This is a genomic window from Gammaproteobacteria bacterium (genome assembly GCA_034522055.1).
Lineage (GTDB): Bacteria > Pseudomonadota > Gammaproteobacteria > JAABTG01 > JAABTG01 > JAABTG01.
Window position 1 is genome coordinate 1,661,108 of record JAXHLS010000002.1, and the last position, 15,442, is coordinate 1,676,549.

Annotated in this window: 12 protein-coding genes; 7 read left to right on the top strand and 5 right to left on the bottom strand. The window is 64.9% G+C overall.

The window, feature by feature from the left end; translation table 11 throughout:
• Window positions 1–14: 14 nt before the first annotated feature.
• From ppa to U5S82_08125, 3 genes are all read right to left on the bottom strand, one after another.
• Window positions 15–563, bottom strand: a complete 549-nt coding sequence (gene ppa / locus U5S82_08115; protein MDZ7751612.1) for an inorganic diphosphatase — start codon at window positions 561–563, stop codon at window positions 15–17.
• 137 nt (window positions 564–700) lie between these two features.
• Window positions 701–2,704, bottom strand: coding sequence for a sodium-translocating pyrophosphatase (locus U5S82_08120; GenBank protein ID MDZ7751613.1), 2,004 nt, complete (start codon window positions 2,702–2,704; stop codon window positions 701–703).
• A 211-nt stretch (window positions 2,705–2,915) separates the two neighbouring features.
• Window positions 2,916–4,175, bottom strand: coding sequence for a 6-phosphofructokinase (locus tag U5S82_08125; GenBank protein MDZ7751614.1), 1,260 nt, complete (start codon window positions 4,173–4,175; stop codon window positions 2,916–2,918).
• A gap of 173 nt (window positions 4,176–4,348) precedes the next feature.
• On the opposite strand from U5S82_08125, the gene U5S82_08130 reads away from it, so the two are divergent.
• The 3 genes from U5S82_08130 (at window position 4,349) to soxZ (ending at window position 7,172) form a co-directional block, all read left to right on the top strand.
• Window positions 4,349–5,809, top strand: coding sequence for a M48 family metalloprotease (locus tag U5S82_08130; GenBank protein ID MDZ7751615.1), 1,461 nt, complete (start codon window positions 4,349–4,351; stop codon window positions 5,807–5,809).
• Between the two features lie 527 nt (window positions 5,810–6,336).
• Window positions 6,337–6,801 carry a thiosulfate oxidation carrier protein SoxY gene (soxY, locus tag U5S82_08135; protein ID MDZ7751616.1) on the top strand — a complete coding sequence of 155 codons (465 nt, stop codon included), beginning with the start codon at window positions 6,337–6,339 and terminating at the stop codon, window positions 6,799–6,801.
• A 62-nt stretch (window positions 6,802–6,863) separates the two neighbouring features.
• Entirely contained in the window at window positions 6,864–7,172 is a 309-nt protein-coding gene (gene soxZ, locus U5S82_08140; GenBank protein ID MDZ7751617.1) for a thiosulfate oxidation carrier complex protein SoxZ, read from the top strand.
• Between the two features lie 123 nt (window positions 7,173–7,295).
• On the opposite strand, the gene soxX is transcribed toward soxZ, so the two are convergent.
• Both soxX and soxA read right to left on the bottom strand, forming a co-directional pair.
• Complete coding sequence (gene soxX, locus U5S82_08145; GenBank protein MDZ7751618.1) at window positions 7,296–7,976, bottom strand: sulfur oxidation c-type cytochrome SoxX; 681 nt, start codon at window positions 7,974–7,976, stop codon at window positions 7,296–7,298.
• A gap of 27 nt (window positions 7,977–8,003) precedes the next feature.
• A complete protein-coding gene (gene soxA / locus U5S82_08150; GenBank protein ID MDZ7751619.1) occupies window positions 8,004–8,846 on the bottom strand; it encodes a sulfur oxidation c-type cytochrome SoxA in 843 nt (280 codons plus the stop codon).
• A 474-nt stretch (window positions 8,847–9,320) separates the two neighbouring features.
• On the opposite strand from soxA, the gene U5S82_08155 reads away from it, so the two are divergent.
• The 4 genes from U5S82_08155 (at window position 9,321) to U5S82_08170 (ending at window position 14,979) form a co-directional block, all read left to right on the top strand.
• Window positions 9,321–11,759 (top strand): cation:proton antiporter, encoded by a 2,439-nt coding sequence (locus U5S82_08155; protein ID MDZ7751620.1) that lies wholly within the window; start codon window positions 9,321–9,323, stop codon window positions 11,757–11,759.
• 338 nt (window positions 11,760–12,097) lie between these two features.
• Window positions 12,098–12,916, top strand: a complete 819-nt coding sequence (gene mutM, locus U5S82_08160) for a bifunctional DNA-formamidopyrimidine glycosylase/DNA-(apurinic or apyrimidinic site) lyase (protein ID MDZ7751621.1) — start codon at window positions 12,098–12,100, stop codon at window positions 12,914–12,916.
• Window positions 12,917–13,166: 250 nt separating this feature from the next.
• Complete coding sequence (locus U5S82_08165; protein ID MDZ7751622.1) at window positions 13,167–14,045, top strand: NYN domain-containing protein; 879 nt, start codon at window positions 13,167–13,169, stop codon at window positions 14,043–14,045.
• 4 nt (window positions 14,046–14,049) lie between these two features.
• On the top strand, window positions 14,050–14,979 hold the full coding sequence (locus tag U5S82_08170) for a hypothetical protein (protein MDZ7751623.1): 930 nt from the start codon (window positions 14,050–14,052) through the stop codon (window positions 14,977–14,979).
• The last annotated feature ends 463 nt before the right edge of the window (window positions 14,980–15,442 follow it).

Below are 15,442 nucleotides of genomic sequence, written 5' to 3' on the forward strand. Positions count from 1 at the left end.
ATGCCCGTTGCGCCTCAGAAACGGGGCTTCTCCGGCGCATCCCGGTACATGGAGACGCTGTTGATGAGCTCCTGCTTGGCCTCTTCGATGCCGTACCAGCCGTCCACCCGCACCCATTTGCCCTCGTCCAGGTCCTTGTAATGCTCGAAGAAGTGGGAGATACGATTGAGCACCTCGCCGGTCAGGTCACGGAAGTCCTGCACGTCTCGGTAGGTCTTGCAGAGCTTGTCCACGGGCACCGCCAGCACCTTGGCGTCATCGCCCGACTCGTCCTTCATCTTGAGGACACCCACCGGCCGGCAACTGATCACCGAGCCGGAGATCAACGCATAGGGCGTCAGCACCAGGACATCCACCGGGTCGCCATCGGCGGACAAAGTATGGGGCACGTAACCGTAGTTGCACGGGTAGTGCATGGCCGAAGACATGAAGCGGTCCACGAACATGGCGCCGGTCTCCTTGTCCAGTTCGTATTTCACCGGGTCCGAATTGGCCGGGATCTCGATGATGACGTTGATCTCGTTGGGGACGTCGCGCCCCGAGGCTACGCGGTCAAGGTTCATGGCCTGCCCTCTGTCTGTCAGTTTACGGAAACCGAGCTGCCAGGGCGCCGCGAAGCGCCCTGGCTGTCGATTGGCTATTCTAACCCATCGCCGTCACGGCCCGGACCCCGGGCCCGTGGGCGAATGCCCGCAGGGGATCAGATCAACGGCACGAGGAGCAGGGCCACGATATTGATGATCTTGATCAGGGGGTTGATGGCGGGGCCGGCGGTGTCCTTGTAGGGGTCGCCGACGGTGTCGCCGGTGACCGCCGCCTTGTGGGCCTCCGAACCCTTGCCGCCGTAGGCACCGTCCTCGATGTACTTCTTGGCGTTGTCCCAGGCCCCGCCGCCCACGGTCATGGAGATGGCCACGAACAGGCCCGTGACGATGGTGCCCAGCAGCAGCCCCCCAAGGGCCACGGGGCCGAGCAGGAAACCCACCGCCACCGGGAAGACGATGGGCAGCAGGGAGGGCACGATCATCTCCTTGATCGCGGAACGGGTGAGCATGTCCACGGCCCTGGAGTAATCGGGCTTGGTGGTGCCCTCCATGATGCCCGGGATCTCGCGAAACTGGCGCCGCACCTCCTTGACGATGCCGCTGGCGGCCCTGCCCACGGCCTCCAAGGCCAGGGCACCGAACAGGTAGGGCACCATGCCGCCGAGGAACAGGCCGATGATGACCTTGGGATCCGACAGGCTGAACTCGAGGTGGTGGCCCACCAGTTCCAGACCATGGGTGTAATCGGCGAACAGCACCAGGGCGGCGAGACCGGCGGAACCGATGGCATAGCCTTTGGTCACCGCCTTGGTGGTATTGCCCACGGCATCCAGCGGATCGGTGATGTTGCGGATCTCCTCGGGCAGATCCGCCATCTCCGCGATGCCCCCCGCATTGTCGGTGACGGGCCCATAAGCGTCGAGGGCGACGATGATGCCGGTCATGGACAGCATGGCCACCGCGGCGGTGGCGATACCGAACAGCCCAGCCAGGCTGTAGGCACCCCAGATGGCGGCGCAGACGTAGAGCACCGGAATGGCTGTGGAGCGCATGGAGACCCCGAGGCCGGCGATGACGTTGGTACCGTGGCCCGTGGTGGAGGCCTCGGCGATGTGGCGTACCGGCGCGAAATCCGTGCCGGTGTAGTACTCGGTGATGAGCACCATGGCTCCGGTGAGCACCAGGCCGATGAGGGCCGAGCCGTAGATCTCGTTGATGGTGTAGAGCCCGTTGTCTCCCATCGCGAATTGGGTGACGGGATAGAACGCCAGGGCGGCGATGCCGGCGGACACGAACAGGCCCTGGTAGAGGGCCCCCATGATGGTGCGGCCGGACTTCGCCTTGACGAAAAAGGTGCCGATGATAGAGGCGAGAATGGATACCCCGCCGAGCAGCAACGGGTAGGCCAGGGTGGCAGGCGTGCAGTTGGGGATCACCAGGCCGGCCAGCAGCATGGCGGCGATGATGGTGACGGCATAGGTCTCGAAAAGGTCGGCCGCCATGCCGGCGCAGTCGCCCACGTTGTCTCCCACGTTGTCCGCGATGACCGCCGGGTTGCGGGGGTCGTCCTCGGGGATCCCCGCCTCCACCTTGCCCACCAGGTCGGCGCCCACGTCGGCCCCCTTGGTGAAGATGCCACCGCCGAGACGCGCGAAGATGGAGATGAGGGAACCGCCGAAGGCCAGGCCCACCAGGGGTTGCACGGGATCCTCCACGTCCAGCAGCAGCAGGATGCCGTAATAGGCGGCCACGCCGAACAGCCCCAGGCCCACCACCAGCATGCCGGTGATGGCGCCGGAACGGAAGGCCACGGCGAGGGCGGCGTTGAGGCCGCTGTAGGCGGCCTGGGTGGTGCGCACGTTGGCTCGCACCGAGATGATCATGCCGATGTAACCGGCCACGGCGGACATCACCGCGCCGATGAAGAAACCCACCGCCGTATAGGTATCCAGGGCGATCAGGAGAATGACGAAGATAATGACGCCGACGAAGGCGATGGTGGAGTACTGGCGGTTGAGATAGGCCGACGCCCCTTCCTGGATGGCGGCGGCGATCTCCTGCATGCGCGCGTTGCCGGTGGGCTTGGCCAGCACCCATTTGGCCGACCACACCCCGTAGAGCAACGCCGCAACGGCGCATAACAAGGCAAAAAGTACCATGACGCTAACCTCCCCCAATGAGTGTGTTTGGAAACCCCCTAGACCCGTCCGGCGGCGTGCGATTGTATCCCCCCGCCATACCCACCTGCACCCTGAGACGTTCCCAGGCCTGGCCCCCGGTCACGGGTACACCGGCCTGGTGCAATCAAAAGGGGGGGCACGCCCCCCGAGAGTGGTCCTTCCCGATGCCCCATCGACGGCGGGGTCAACCTCAAGGCTGGAAGTCACTGTCGAGACGGCGGGCCACGGCGACGTTCTTCAGGGTCACGTAGGCCGGCATGCCGTTGACATAGGGCGGGTAGTCCTCGCCCTGGATCAAGGGCTCCAGATACTGGCGACAGGCGGCGGTGATGCCGAAACCGTCGTCGCTGATGAACTCCGCGGGCATGAACTTCTCCACATTGGCCACCTCGGACAGGGGCGCCTTGCCCACGGCCCAGGCGTAAGGGTCATTGGAGGTGCGGTCGATGGTGGGCATGACGGCGTTCTCGCCCGCCACCGCCAACTCCACCGCCGCCTTGCCCATGGCGTAGGCCTGATCCACGTCGGTCTTGGAGGCCAGGTGGCGGGCGGCCCGCTGGAGATAGTCGGCCACCGCCCAGTGGAACTTGTAGCCCAGAGCCTCCTTCACCATGTTGGCCACCACCGGCGCGGCGCCGCCGAGCTGGGCGTGGCCGAAGGCGTCCCGCGTGCCCTGCTCGGCCAGGAACTTGCCGTCGGGCCAGTGGGCGCCCTCGGAGACCACCACGGTGCAATAACCGTGGCTGTCCTTCGCCGCCTTCACCCTGGCCAGGAAGCGTTCCTTATCGAATTCCACCTCGGGGAACAGAATCACCACCGGGATGTCATTATTATCATCGGCGGCGAGCCCGCCGGCGGCGGCGATCCACCCGGCATGGCGCCCCATCACCTCGAGGACGAAGAACTGGGTGGAGGTCTTGGCCATGGAACGCACGTCGTAGCTGGCCTCACGGGTGGACACGGCGATGTATTTGGCCACGGAGCCGAAGCCGGGACAGTTGTCTGTAATCGGCAGGTCGTTGTCCACGGTCTTGGGTACGTGAATGGCCTGGATGGGGTAGCCCATGGTCTCCGAGAGCTGAGACACCTTATGACAGGTATCGGCGGAATCACCGCCACCGTTGTAGAAGAAGTAACCGATGTCGTGGGCCTTGAACATCTCGATGAGACGCTCGTATTCCCGCCGGTTCTCCTCCAGGCCCTTCAGCTTGTAGCGGCAGGACCCGAAGGCCCCCGAGGGGGTATAACGCAGGGCGGCGATGGCCTCGTCCGACTCCTCGCTGGTGTCGATGAGGTCCTCTGTCAGGGCGCCGATGATGCCGTTGCGGCCGGCGTACACCTTGCCGATGGCGTCGGCATGGCGCCGGGCGGTCTCGATGACGCCGCAGGCGCTGGCATTGATGACGGCGGTCACACCACCGGATTGGGCGTAGAAGGCGTTCTTGGGCATCGTTCGTCGGTTCCTTCGGGGTTGATTACTTGGATTTACGGCTAGGGACTTGGTTGAAGCATATCGGTCGGTGTTATTCTCGGCACGTTCCGCCTGGACCTGAATTGCCGTGACGCAATGGTCAAGGGTAACCATGGCCCTGGCCCGGCGCAATGGAATTTCTATATACCTTCATGAGTAAAACCGAAAAGATACTGCGACGCGCCCGCGCTTTGGCTGCGGCAGTCGCGTTGGTGTCGCTCCCGGCGACGGGCAACGACGCCATTCGCCTGCCCGATATCGGCGGCTCGGACCAGGCGGCCCTCAGCGACCAGCGGGCCGCAAACATCGGGCGCGCCATGCTTCAGCAACTGCGCCAGCGCGGCGTCATCCTCGAAGATCCCCAGATCGCCGGCTACATCCAGCGCCTGGGCCAGCGCCTGGCCAGCCATAGCGACGCCCCCGAACAGCCCTTTACCTTCTTCGTGGTGGACGATCCGGCCATCAACGCCTTCGCCGCACCGGGTGGCTATATCGGTGTCCACACCGGCCTCATCGACGCCAGCGAGACGGAGAGCGAGCTGGCGGCGGTCCTGGCCCACGAGATCGCCCACGTCACCCAGCATCATATCGCCCGCAGCGTGGATTTGGCCAACCGCATGACCATCCCCACGGTGGCCGCGCTGCTCGCCGCCATCGCCCTGGGCAGCCAGAACAGCGAGGCCGGCGCCGCCGCCCTGGCGGCCAGTCAGGCCGGGGCCATACAACTGCAGATCGATTTCACCCGCCATCACGAGAAGGAAGCGGATTGGGTGGGCATCCAGACCCTGGCCCGGGCCGACTTCGACCCCCGGGCCATGGCGGTATTCTTCGAGCGTTTGCAGACGGAAACCCGCTACTACGGCCGTCCCCCCGAGTTCCTGAGTACCCATCCGGTCACCACCAACCGCATCTCCGACAGCCGTTCGCGGGCCGAGACCTTGCCCTACAGACAGGTGGAAGACTCCATGGAATACGCCCTGGTCCGCGCCAGGGTCAAGGTCTTCCAGGCCAAGTCCCCGGGCCAACTGGCCAACGATTTGCGTAAACGTATCGCGGCCGGACAATATCGTCACAAGGACCCCATGCGCTATGCCCTCGCCCTGGCGTTGCGCGAGAGTGGACAGATCCCGGAGGCCCTCGAGGAGTTCCGCGACCTGTTCGAGCGCCTGCCGGAGAACAACGCCTTGCGCCACGAACTGGCGGTCACCGAACTGGCCGCCGGAAACCCGGAACGTTCCCTCGAACTCTATCGCCAGGGACTGAAGATCTATCCCCATGACCCGGTACTGGTGCCCGGCTTCGGTGAGGCGCTGCTGGAACAGGGCAGGATCACCGAAGCGCACCGCCTGCTGTCGCGCTACATCACCGGCAATCGCGGTGACGCCAAAAGCTATTACCTGCTGGCTCAGGCCGAAGAGGCCCTGGGCAACACCGTGGAGAGCCAGGTCGCCCTGGCGGAATACTACTACCTTCAGGGAGATCTGGCCGCCGGGGTTCAGCAGTTGGAACTCGCCGCCAAGGGGGCCCGCGGCGACTTCTATCAGGAAGAGCGCATCGCCGACCGACTGCGCCGGATGAAGGCCCAGCTCGAACAGATGATGGCCCTGAAATAGATGAATGGTGGCGCCCTTATGTGCCACCCACGGGACAGCCCGAAGGGCTCTGATGCGGCCCCGAAACCATCGGTAAAAAACCTTTTTAAAATATTACCGGTTACTGAAAAACCCTTGATTTGTTTGACCTTGGATTCTGGCTGACGCAAACTTAAACGGCGCTTGACACGGTCATACACCGTGCAGGTAATGCACTGCGGAAACTAAGTTCGGAAATCACGGACTAAAAGAAAGCGAATCCCGTGGATGCGGATCCCCGTGAATTCGGATCGATTCGTCAAAGGAGGTGTCAATGGAGAAACCAAAGTCTGGACCGTTCGCCGCAGGTGCGTGATGCCATGCCAGTGGGTGGATTCGCATCGGCTCGCGAGCATCGGTGCCGGCACGACGCGCAACAACCCCAACACCAGGATGTCTCCCTGAGATCGTCACATGGTGGCGACGCATGGGCGTATCGATAGATATCACCGAGCACCCCACACCCTGGCTAATAAAACCCTACTCTATATTCTAAGGAGTTCCCAAACATGAGTATGAAACGCAGAACCTTTCTCAAAGGCACCCTCGCCAGCAGCACCGTCGGTGTCGCGGTCAGTGCCGGGCTGCTTTCCCCCCAGGCCGTGCTCGCCTATCCGAAGGACGCCTTCAAGAACAAGGAGATGTCCGGGGCCCTGAATGACCTGCTGGGGATGGCCGATACGGAGACCTCCGGCGACATCACGGTCAAGGCCCCCGATATCGCCGAGAACGGTGCGGTGGTGCCCATCACCGTGGAAACCAGCCTGCCGGCGGAATCCATCAGCCTGGTGGTCGAGAAGAACCCGTCCCCCCTGGTGGCGAGCTTCGACCTGACCGACAGTGCCAGCGGCTACGTGTCCACCCGCATCAAGATGGGCAAGTCCTCCGATGTGATAGCCGTGGTGAAATCCGGCGGCAAGCTCTACTCCGGCAGAAAAGAGGTCAAGGTGACCATCGGCGGTTGCGGCGGCTGAGCGGATCCACGCTCCCCAGAAACCCCGAACCCGAACCCAGCGAACACGAGGAATAAAATATCATGTCAGGTATCAAGATACGCGCCAAAGCGAGTGATGGAGAGGTAACCTTGAAGTCCCTCATCAGCCATCCCATGGAGACCGGCAGCCGCAAGGACAGCAAGACGGGCAAGACCATTCCCGCCCACTTCATCGAGGAAGTGACCGTCTCACGTAACGGAACCCCCGCAGTCAAAGGCTTGCTGAGCGGCGGCGTTTCCAAGAATCCCTATCTGTCCGTCAAGTTCAAGGGCGACAAGGGTGACAAGGTGACGGTGGCCTGGACCGACAACAAAGGCGAAAGCGAGAGCGAGGAAACCACGGTCCGCTGAGTCCATCGTCGCCAAGATGTTAAGAAAGGGGCCGGTAAATCCGGCCCTTTTCTTTTGGGCGCCAAAAAAAACCACCGGCATCGCTGCCGGTGGCCCTGGGGCGCCGCTTAAGGGCGAATCGAACTACTTGTTGACCGGCGAATCCGGATGCATCAAGTAAGCCATGATGTCGCCGATCTGCTCCTTGGTCAGGAAATTATTGGCGCCGAATCGCGGCATGTGGGTACAGGGAAAGTACGCGTGAGGGCTGTAGATCACCTCGTAGGTGTATTTCAGCATGGCATCGCCCGTGCCCCGCAGCTTGCCGTAACCTTTGAGACTTGGACCCAAGGTGCCATAGGCTATCTCATCCGGATCGAGTTCATGGCAGGCGTAACAGTTGCCGCCCGGCTCACGACTGGTGTGATCGTCGGTCTTGTGGCCGACGCGAAAGCCATAGCCCGAGCGCGCCAACTCGTTGCCCTTACGCCAGTCACCCAGCTTGATTCCGCCGGCCGGGTATTCCATCTGCGCCTGCGCAATCGCCATGGCCTTGGACCTGGCCTCGCTGCTCACATTGCCGTCCACAGCAGAACACACCCGCTGCAGATCATCCTGAATGAGACGGTCCTTGACCGTACCCCCTTCCTGTGTGAGTTGTTCCAGCTTGAAGCCCCTCTCCTCGAAGATCAGATGCTCCGCCAACTCCTCGCCACTCATGGCCGCATAGCCATCATCCTGACCACCGCCGGCGACCGCACAGCCACCGATCAGCAGGGATATGAGGACGGCAGCACCGGCCGCCTTTTGTTTGTAGTGATTCATAATCGAATTCTCCTTTGGCGTCCGTTATCAGCGCTTGAGGTCGGGCAGGATGGCGGGCTGGCCGCGCGCCGCGTCGGTCCAGTATGAGATCATCGCAATCGAGGCGTCCGATCCCGGCACGACGAGCCCCTGGCGCATCTGCCAGTAGCAACCCCGCAGCCGGTGCTGACTGCTGCGCACCTGCTGGTGACCGGCACGGTAGGCCGGCCAGGAGACGGCCTTGGTCCACTCCTCCGGTTCATTGATGTTCGGCAGCACCGAGGCGCGGATGCGCTTGCCGGTGGCTCCGTGGCAGGTGTTGCAGCTGAAATCCAGGGACCCCGCACGGCGATAGAACATCACCTCGCCGGCATCCCGCAGGGCCTTCTCCATGGGGTGATCCATGGGCGGGTTCCAGGGCCGGCCGTTGGACTTGCTGGCGATATAGGTCTGGAGCTTCATCATGTCGGAACCGGAACCGTGGCGTTTCTTGACCGCCGGGTCGTCGTCCGCGAAGCCCTGCAAGGTCTTCATGCAATGCACCAGGCGGGTCTCGAGATCCATGACCTTGCCGGTGTCCTCGAAATACCGCGGCATCTCGACATAAGCCCCTTCGACCACCCCCGGGCCTTTGCCGAAATCGCAGCCCTCCAGAGAGACATTCTTGGGACCGCGGGCCTCGTGAAACAGGTCTTCCCCATCCTCGGCCACGAAGTAGGCGGGGTTGTCGGGCATCATCATCAGGTTCTGATCACTCTGGGACAGATAGGCAGAACCGGTCTTATCGATGAGTTCCTGCAATATCTCTTCAGGCGGTGGGTACGAATCGGCGCTGGCGCTGGCAACGAAGGCCAGAGCGAGTGGTAACGCGATCAGGGTGTTTCTTGACATGTAGGACTCCTCCAAAATCAATGGCTATTTCCAACCAGTCCACGTGGATGGATGACATAACGCCTGTATGCGAAACATCAATGATGAAGAGTAATTAGCAACCAAATTCAGATCAACTTCAGTTCTGCTTATATATCCTACGGGACCGCGGACCGGCGCTCGCGGCTGGCGTCCATGGTCCTTCGTCGCAGACAGTACCGCCACGTCGTCCCAATCGTCCCCCTTCGCGCACCAGGTCTTGATGCACTTGGCGGCGAAGCGGATCTCCTCGTTAACGCTTAACGATGGTGGCTCTTTGTGCGCGTTGAGAACCAGCTTTTCAACCCGAAAGACGCGAAAGGCCCGAAAGAGAGAACTCCGAGGGCCGCAATGGGGCTGGAGATCGGATGCCAGCCCGGATGCCCACGGGCGCTCCTCTGGGGTGACGGATGGATGCATAATCATCCCAGGCCCTGACCCCTCGCCCGCGCGCCCATGCCCTTGTCCGAAACCGTCCTGGTCATCATGCTCCTGCTGGGGGCCGGCATGGTGGTGGCGGGCCTGACCCGCAACCTCCCCATACCCTACACCGTGCTGCTGGTGTTGCTGGGAGCCGTGCTGGGCAACCTGGGGCACCTGTGGTCCCCGCTGGAGGTGATGAACGAGGTACACATCACCCCCGAGCTGGTGCTGTTCATCTTCCTGCCCGCCCTCATCTTCGAGTCGGGCCTCAACCTCAACGCCCGCCAGCTCATCCGGGACATGGGACCGGTGCTGACCCTGGCGGTGCCGGCCCTGCTGTTCTCCACCCTGGCCATCGGCAGCGGGCTGTGGCTGTTGCTGCCCATCGAGCCGGCCACCGCCTTCGTCTTCGGCGCCCTCATCTCGGCCACGGATCCGGTGGCGGTGGTGGCGCTGTTCAAGGAGTTGGGCACGCCGGAGCGCCTCACGGTGCTGGTGGAGGGGGAGTCCCTTCTCAACGACGCCACCGCCATCGTTGTGTTCAAGATCCTCCTGGGCATGGCCCTGTTGGGGTCCTTCGAATTCACCGCCGTGGGGGGCGCGGTGATGGAGTTCCTCAAGGTGTTCCTGGGGGGTGCCCTGGTGGGCATCGCCGCGGGCCTGCTGTGCGGCCAACTCATGAGCCGGCTCCAAGTGGGGGCCGCGGGGGTCATGGTCCTGTCGGTGGTGATGGCCTATGCCGGTTTCGTGGTGGCGGAGCACACCCTGCACCTGTCGGGGGTGATGGCGGTGGCCACCGGCGCCGTCACCCTCGGCGCCTTCGCGGTGCCGCGACTGCCCCGGGAGACGGTAACGGCCCTGGGGGAGATCTGGGAGTTCCTGGCCCTGGCCGCCAACACCCTGCTGTTCCTGCTGGTGGGCATGGCGGCGGATTACCTCAGCATCGCCCGCCAGTTCGACGGCATCCTCATCGCCGTGCTGCTGGTGCTGGCCGCCCGGGCCAGCATAGTCTACTCCCTGGTGCCCTTCGCCACCCGCGTATTCGGCCTGCCCAATATCACCATGGGTGAGCGCCACATCATGTGGTGGGGCGGTCTCAAGGGCGGCCTGGCCCTGGCCATCGCCCTCTCCATCCCCGAAGACCTGGCGGGGCGCCAGCTGATCCTCGACCTCACCCTCGGAGTGGTGTTGTTCACCCTGCTGGTGAACGCCCCCACCATCAGGCCCCTCATCAAGGCCCTGGGGCTGCACCGGCTGTCGGCCGACGAGGGGGCGGAACTCAAGCGCGCCGTGGGGCTGGTGAAGCATCACGCCACCGCCACCCTGGATCGCCTCTCCGCCTCCGGACTGCTGAGCCCCCAGGGCGGGTGCCAGGCCGCCTCGGTGGTGGACGCGGCCCTGACGGTGGCGACGCCGGTCACCGCGGCCCACCAGCTCCGGCGTTACCGCAAGCAGACCCTGCGAGTGGAGCTGGAGGCCCTGGAGGGCCTGTTCAAAGGGGGCATTATCCCCCAGTACACCTTCCTGGACCTGCGGGGCGAGCTGCGGCGCAAGCAGGACGCGGTGGCCGGTGAGGGGACTCACCGCGACGAGGGACAAACCGGCACCCGTCGCGCCAACCCCTTCCTACGCCTCGAGGACACCCTGGTGCGCTGGCTGCGGGAACACGACTGGGCGGCACCGCTGCTGAGCCGCCTCCAGGGCAGACGCACCGCCCAGCATCTGCTCAAGGACATGGCCCGCATCCTCATGGCCGAGGCGGCCCTCGCCTACGTGCGCGGGGACGGCGAGCTACCCCCATCCTATCGTGCCGAACTGGTGGAACACTACGAGGAACGCATGGTCGTATTCCGGGCCCGGGTGGCCGACATCCGGCGGGACTACCCCACTTTCTTCGAGGCCTTCGAGGGTACCTTTGCCCTGCGCGCCGCCCTGGCCCAGGCCGGCAACCTGCTGGAATCGGAGCGCCACCACGGCAGCATCAGCCCCAAGCCCTTCAAGGTTCTGGAGCAGCGCCTCGCCCAAGCGGCGACCGAGGTGGCGCCCCTCGCCAACCCGGTGGCGGAGCTCGAGACCCGCGATCTGCTGGCCGGCGTGCCGCTGCTCGGGCGGCTCCCCACCCGGGCCCTGGACCAGGTCGCCGCCCGGGCCACCACTGTCAGCTTCCTGGTGGGGGACACCATCATCGCCGAGGGGGCCCATGGCGACGCCCTTTACGTGGTGGCCCGGGGCCGAGTGGCGGTATCCCACCGGGGCGATGACGGCCAGAACCACGTCATCGCCGAACTGGGTGCGGGCGAATTCTTTGGCGAGACGGCGCTCCTCGGGGACAGTGTGCGCACGGCGACGGTCACCGCGTCGCGTCCCTGCTCCCTTGTGCGCCTCGGCCGCCGCGACGTGCTGCAGATCGCCGAAGACTACCCGGAGGTGGAGGCCGCCCTCGAGGCCGCCCGCAACGCCCGTCATCCCTGAGGAACCGCGGAAGGACAGCTTTCTGGAACCACGAAAGACGCGAAATACACAAAATGAGAAGACGCGGGGGCCGCACCAGAGCCGCAGATCAGATACCAGCCCGGATGCCCGCGCGGGCGTGTGTAGTTGGGGTGAGCTTGCGAACCCCGACGATTGCGAGGCGAATCCATGGTCATGTTGGGGTTCGTTCCTCACCCCAACCTACGAGTTACGAGTTGCGGGTGGTTCCGGTCCGACCTGTGGTGTGCACGGCGGGCGTTAATGTCGGGATGAATCCCGACCTACATCCGTGCCGAAGGAACGGGCGGTGGTAGTGTATCTATATTCGGAGAAACCCCATGCCCGAACTCCCCGAGGTGGAAACCACGCGCCGCGGCATCGCGCCCCACATCACGGGACGGCACGTCTCGGCGGTGACGGTGCGCCAGCCGCGCCTGCGGGAGGCCGTGCCCCCGGAGCTGGCGCGGGACGCCGTGGGGCAGCCGGTGGCAGGGGTGGAGCGCCGGGGCAAATACCTGCTGCTGAGAATGCCCCTGGGCACCATCATCATCCACCTCGGCATGTCCGGCAGCCTGCGGGTGCTGGGGGGCGCCGTCCCCCTGCCGGAACGCCACGACCATGTGGACATCGTCTTCGGCGGCGGGCCCCTCCTGCGCCTCCACGATCCCCGGCGCTTCGGCATCGTCACCTGGACCAGCGGGGATCCCCTGACCCATCGCCTGCTCGCACGCCTGGGCCCGGAGCCCCTGGCGGCAGGTTTCGACGGCCACCACCTGTACCTCGCGGCCCGCGGCCGGGGGGTGGCGGTGAAGTCCCTGCTGCTGGACGGCACGGTGGTGGCCGGGGTGGGCAACATCTACGCCAGCGAGGCCCTGTTCCGCGCCGGCATCCACCCCGGCCGCGCGGCGGCCCGCATCTCCCTGGTGCGTTATCAGGGCCTCGCCCGCGCCTTACGAGAAGTGCTCACCGACGCCATCGCGGCCGGGGGCACCACCCTGCGGGACTTCGTGGACGGCAGCGGCCGGCCCGGCTACTTCCGCCAGCGGCTCTTGGTCTACGGCCGCGAGGGCGAGCCCTGCCCCGGCTGCGACGGCCCCATCCGCCGGGTCATCCTGGGCCAGCGCTCCAGCTACTACTGCCCGCGCTGCCAGCGCTAGTGATAACCTTGGTCCGGGAATACCGCCCGGCCGTAGCCCGACGCGATTTGAGAAAATGCTGCTCTCACAGAGGCGCGGAAACATTGAGCATTTGAAAAGGCCATCAGCCGCACACGAGGGGATTCCGGATGCAGACAGTCCCGCCGCTCGCCCCCCGTATGCATTCATCCCCAGTGATCTCCGTGCCTCAGTGCCTCCGTGAGAGATATCTTCCCTTCCACCCACAACCGATTCGAAACAGGAGCTTTTCTTGACAGCGTCATTGAAGGTCGGCGTCTTCGTGGACGCCGAGAACATCCGCATCAACGGCGGCTATGCCCTGCGCTACGACAACCTGCGGCGCTTCGCCTCCCGGGACGGCGGCACCCTGCTCAGGCTCAACACCTACATCGCCTTCGACGGCGAGCGTGCCCAGGAGGACCACGAATACGCCCGCAAGGCCTACGCCTATCAGCAGATGGTGCGGGACTTTGGTTGGAAGATCACCGTCAAGTACGTCAAGCGCTATACCGACGACGAGGGCAACGTCACCACCAAGGCCAACGCAGACCTGGACCTGGCGGTGGACGCCATGCTCCAGGCCGAGAACCTGGACCTGGTGCTGCTGGTGACCGGCGACGGCGACTTCCTGCAGTTGGTGACGGCCCTCCAGAACCGCGGTTGCCGGGTGGAGCTGCTGGCCTTCCGCAATGTTTCCCGGGCCCTGCAGCGCCAGGTGGATGGCTTCTACTCCGGCTATCTAATCCCCGATCTCCTGCCCATCGCCTACGAGCCCCGCAACGCCTGGGGAGAGGTCGGCTCCTGCGTGCGCGGCATCTGCAGCCGCTGGTTCCCGGACAAGGGCTACGGCTTTCTGAACTACCTCAAGCGCATCGACGGCAACCTGTGGGTGACGGATCCCCGGGACCCGGACTCGCCCTTCGAGAGCGTGTTCTGCCATACCAACGAGGTGGCGGACGATGTCAACGTGGAGGATCTCATGAGCCGGGAGGCCATCCTCGAGTTCTATCTCCAGGAAAGCAGCCAGAAGGAGGAGGGCAAGGTGGCGCAGAACGTGCGGCTGGTCTACAACCCGAGCCGCGGCGCCGGCAACCATGGGGCCATCGGCAACCCGGCCGAGCGCCCCTGAGACCATGGCGGCCGATTATCATGCCCTGCGCCGCCTCGCCCCCTTCCGGGGGACCCTGCAGGTGGTGCAGATGGAGGAGGGCCGTGCCTACAGCGCCGACGGCGTGAACTGGAAGTTGGAGTTGCTGTCCCGCAGGCCCGTGCGCCTGTCGGGGCCCTGGGGCGAACTCGGCCCCGCCGCCGCCGAACGCCGTTACTTCGCCTACGGCATGTGGTCCCGGCGGGACGGCCTGGAGCGGGCGCCCCTGAACGCCATCCTGGGGGACCAATCGGACCATCCGGCCCTCACCCCGCTGCTAGAGGCGCTGGCGGGCGCGCCGGCCCTGCCCTTCAAACTCGCGGATAATCTGGAATTATGGCTGCTGGACGCCGCCGATGCCCTGCCCCTGGCCCTGCTGCGCAGCCAGACGGGCGACGATGCGCCACCCCCCGTGCCGCGCACCCAGCTGATCTGGCGCGCCCTCGGCCACGCCGCCGGCGGCGGGTTGGCGGCGGCACCGACAGGCTATCCCGGGGAAGACGACGCCCCGGGCCTGGAAGAGCAGGTGATGGCCCGGGCCGGCGGCATGGCACGACGGGCCCAGTGGTTCTGGCGCTCCGCGGACGGCGGCGAAGGCCTCGGCGTGCTCGGGGAGTCCGGCGGCCTGGAGGCCCGCCACCTGCCGGCGGCGGCGTTCCCGCCCCTGCTGGTACGCGAGAGCTGGCCGCAGGAAACCCAGCAGCGGCGCATGGACGCCTACATCCGCCGCCTGGCCCCGGCCCTGCTCACCCTGCCCCTGGCCATGGATCTGCGCCGGCACCTGGAGGGCCTGGCGGCCCGACATCCGCGCCGGCTCCACGGCTATCACCGGCTGCTGCCCACGGTAGTGGATCGGGAACGGATCAACGCCGCCCTGGTGGCCGCCCGCCTGGAGCAGTCCGCGGGTGGTGATTGAGAACCGCAAAAAGCGTTTAACCACGAAATACGCGAAAAAAGCGAAATGGATACAGGGGGCGTCCAGCCATCTTCCGACGTCGGCGCGAGGGACTCAGCGTTCGTGGTTCGAAAAAAGCCATATGTTATGGAAAGCATTAACCGCGAAAGACGCGAAAGGCGCGAAATGTATATAAAGGTCCGCAGCCGTCTTCCGGCGTGGGGGTGAGGGCCTCGACGTTGGTGGTTTTCTTCGTGGCCGGAAAGACACGGACTGCCGATGACCGTGGTCTAATCCAACCGCTTACGTATTCTGCCCGACGCCGTCCTGTGTTCTTTCCGTGCCCGAGCGGGCATCCTGGGTAGCGTCCAGTCACCGCCGCCAATGCGGCCCCCAGCGCTCACCCTTTCGCACCTTTCGCGTCTTTCGTGGTTCCAGAAAGCTGTCCTTCGTTACACGCCGCGCGACCATCCGGGCTGGCAGT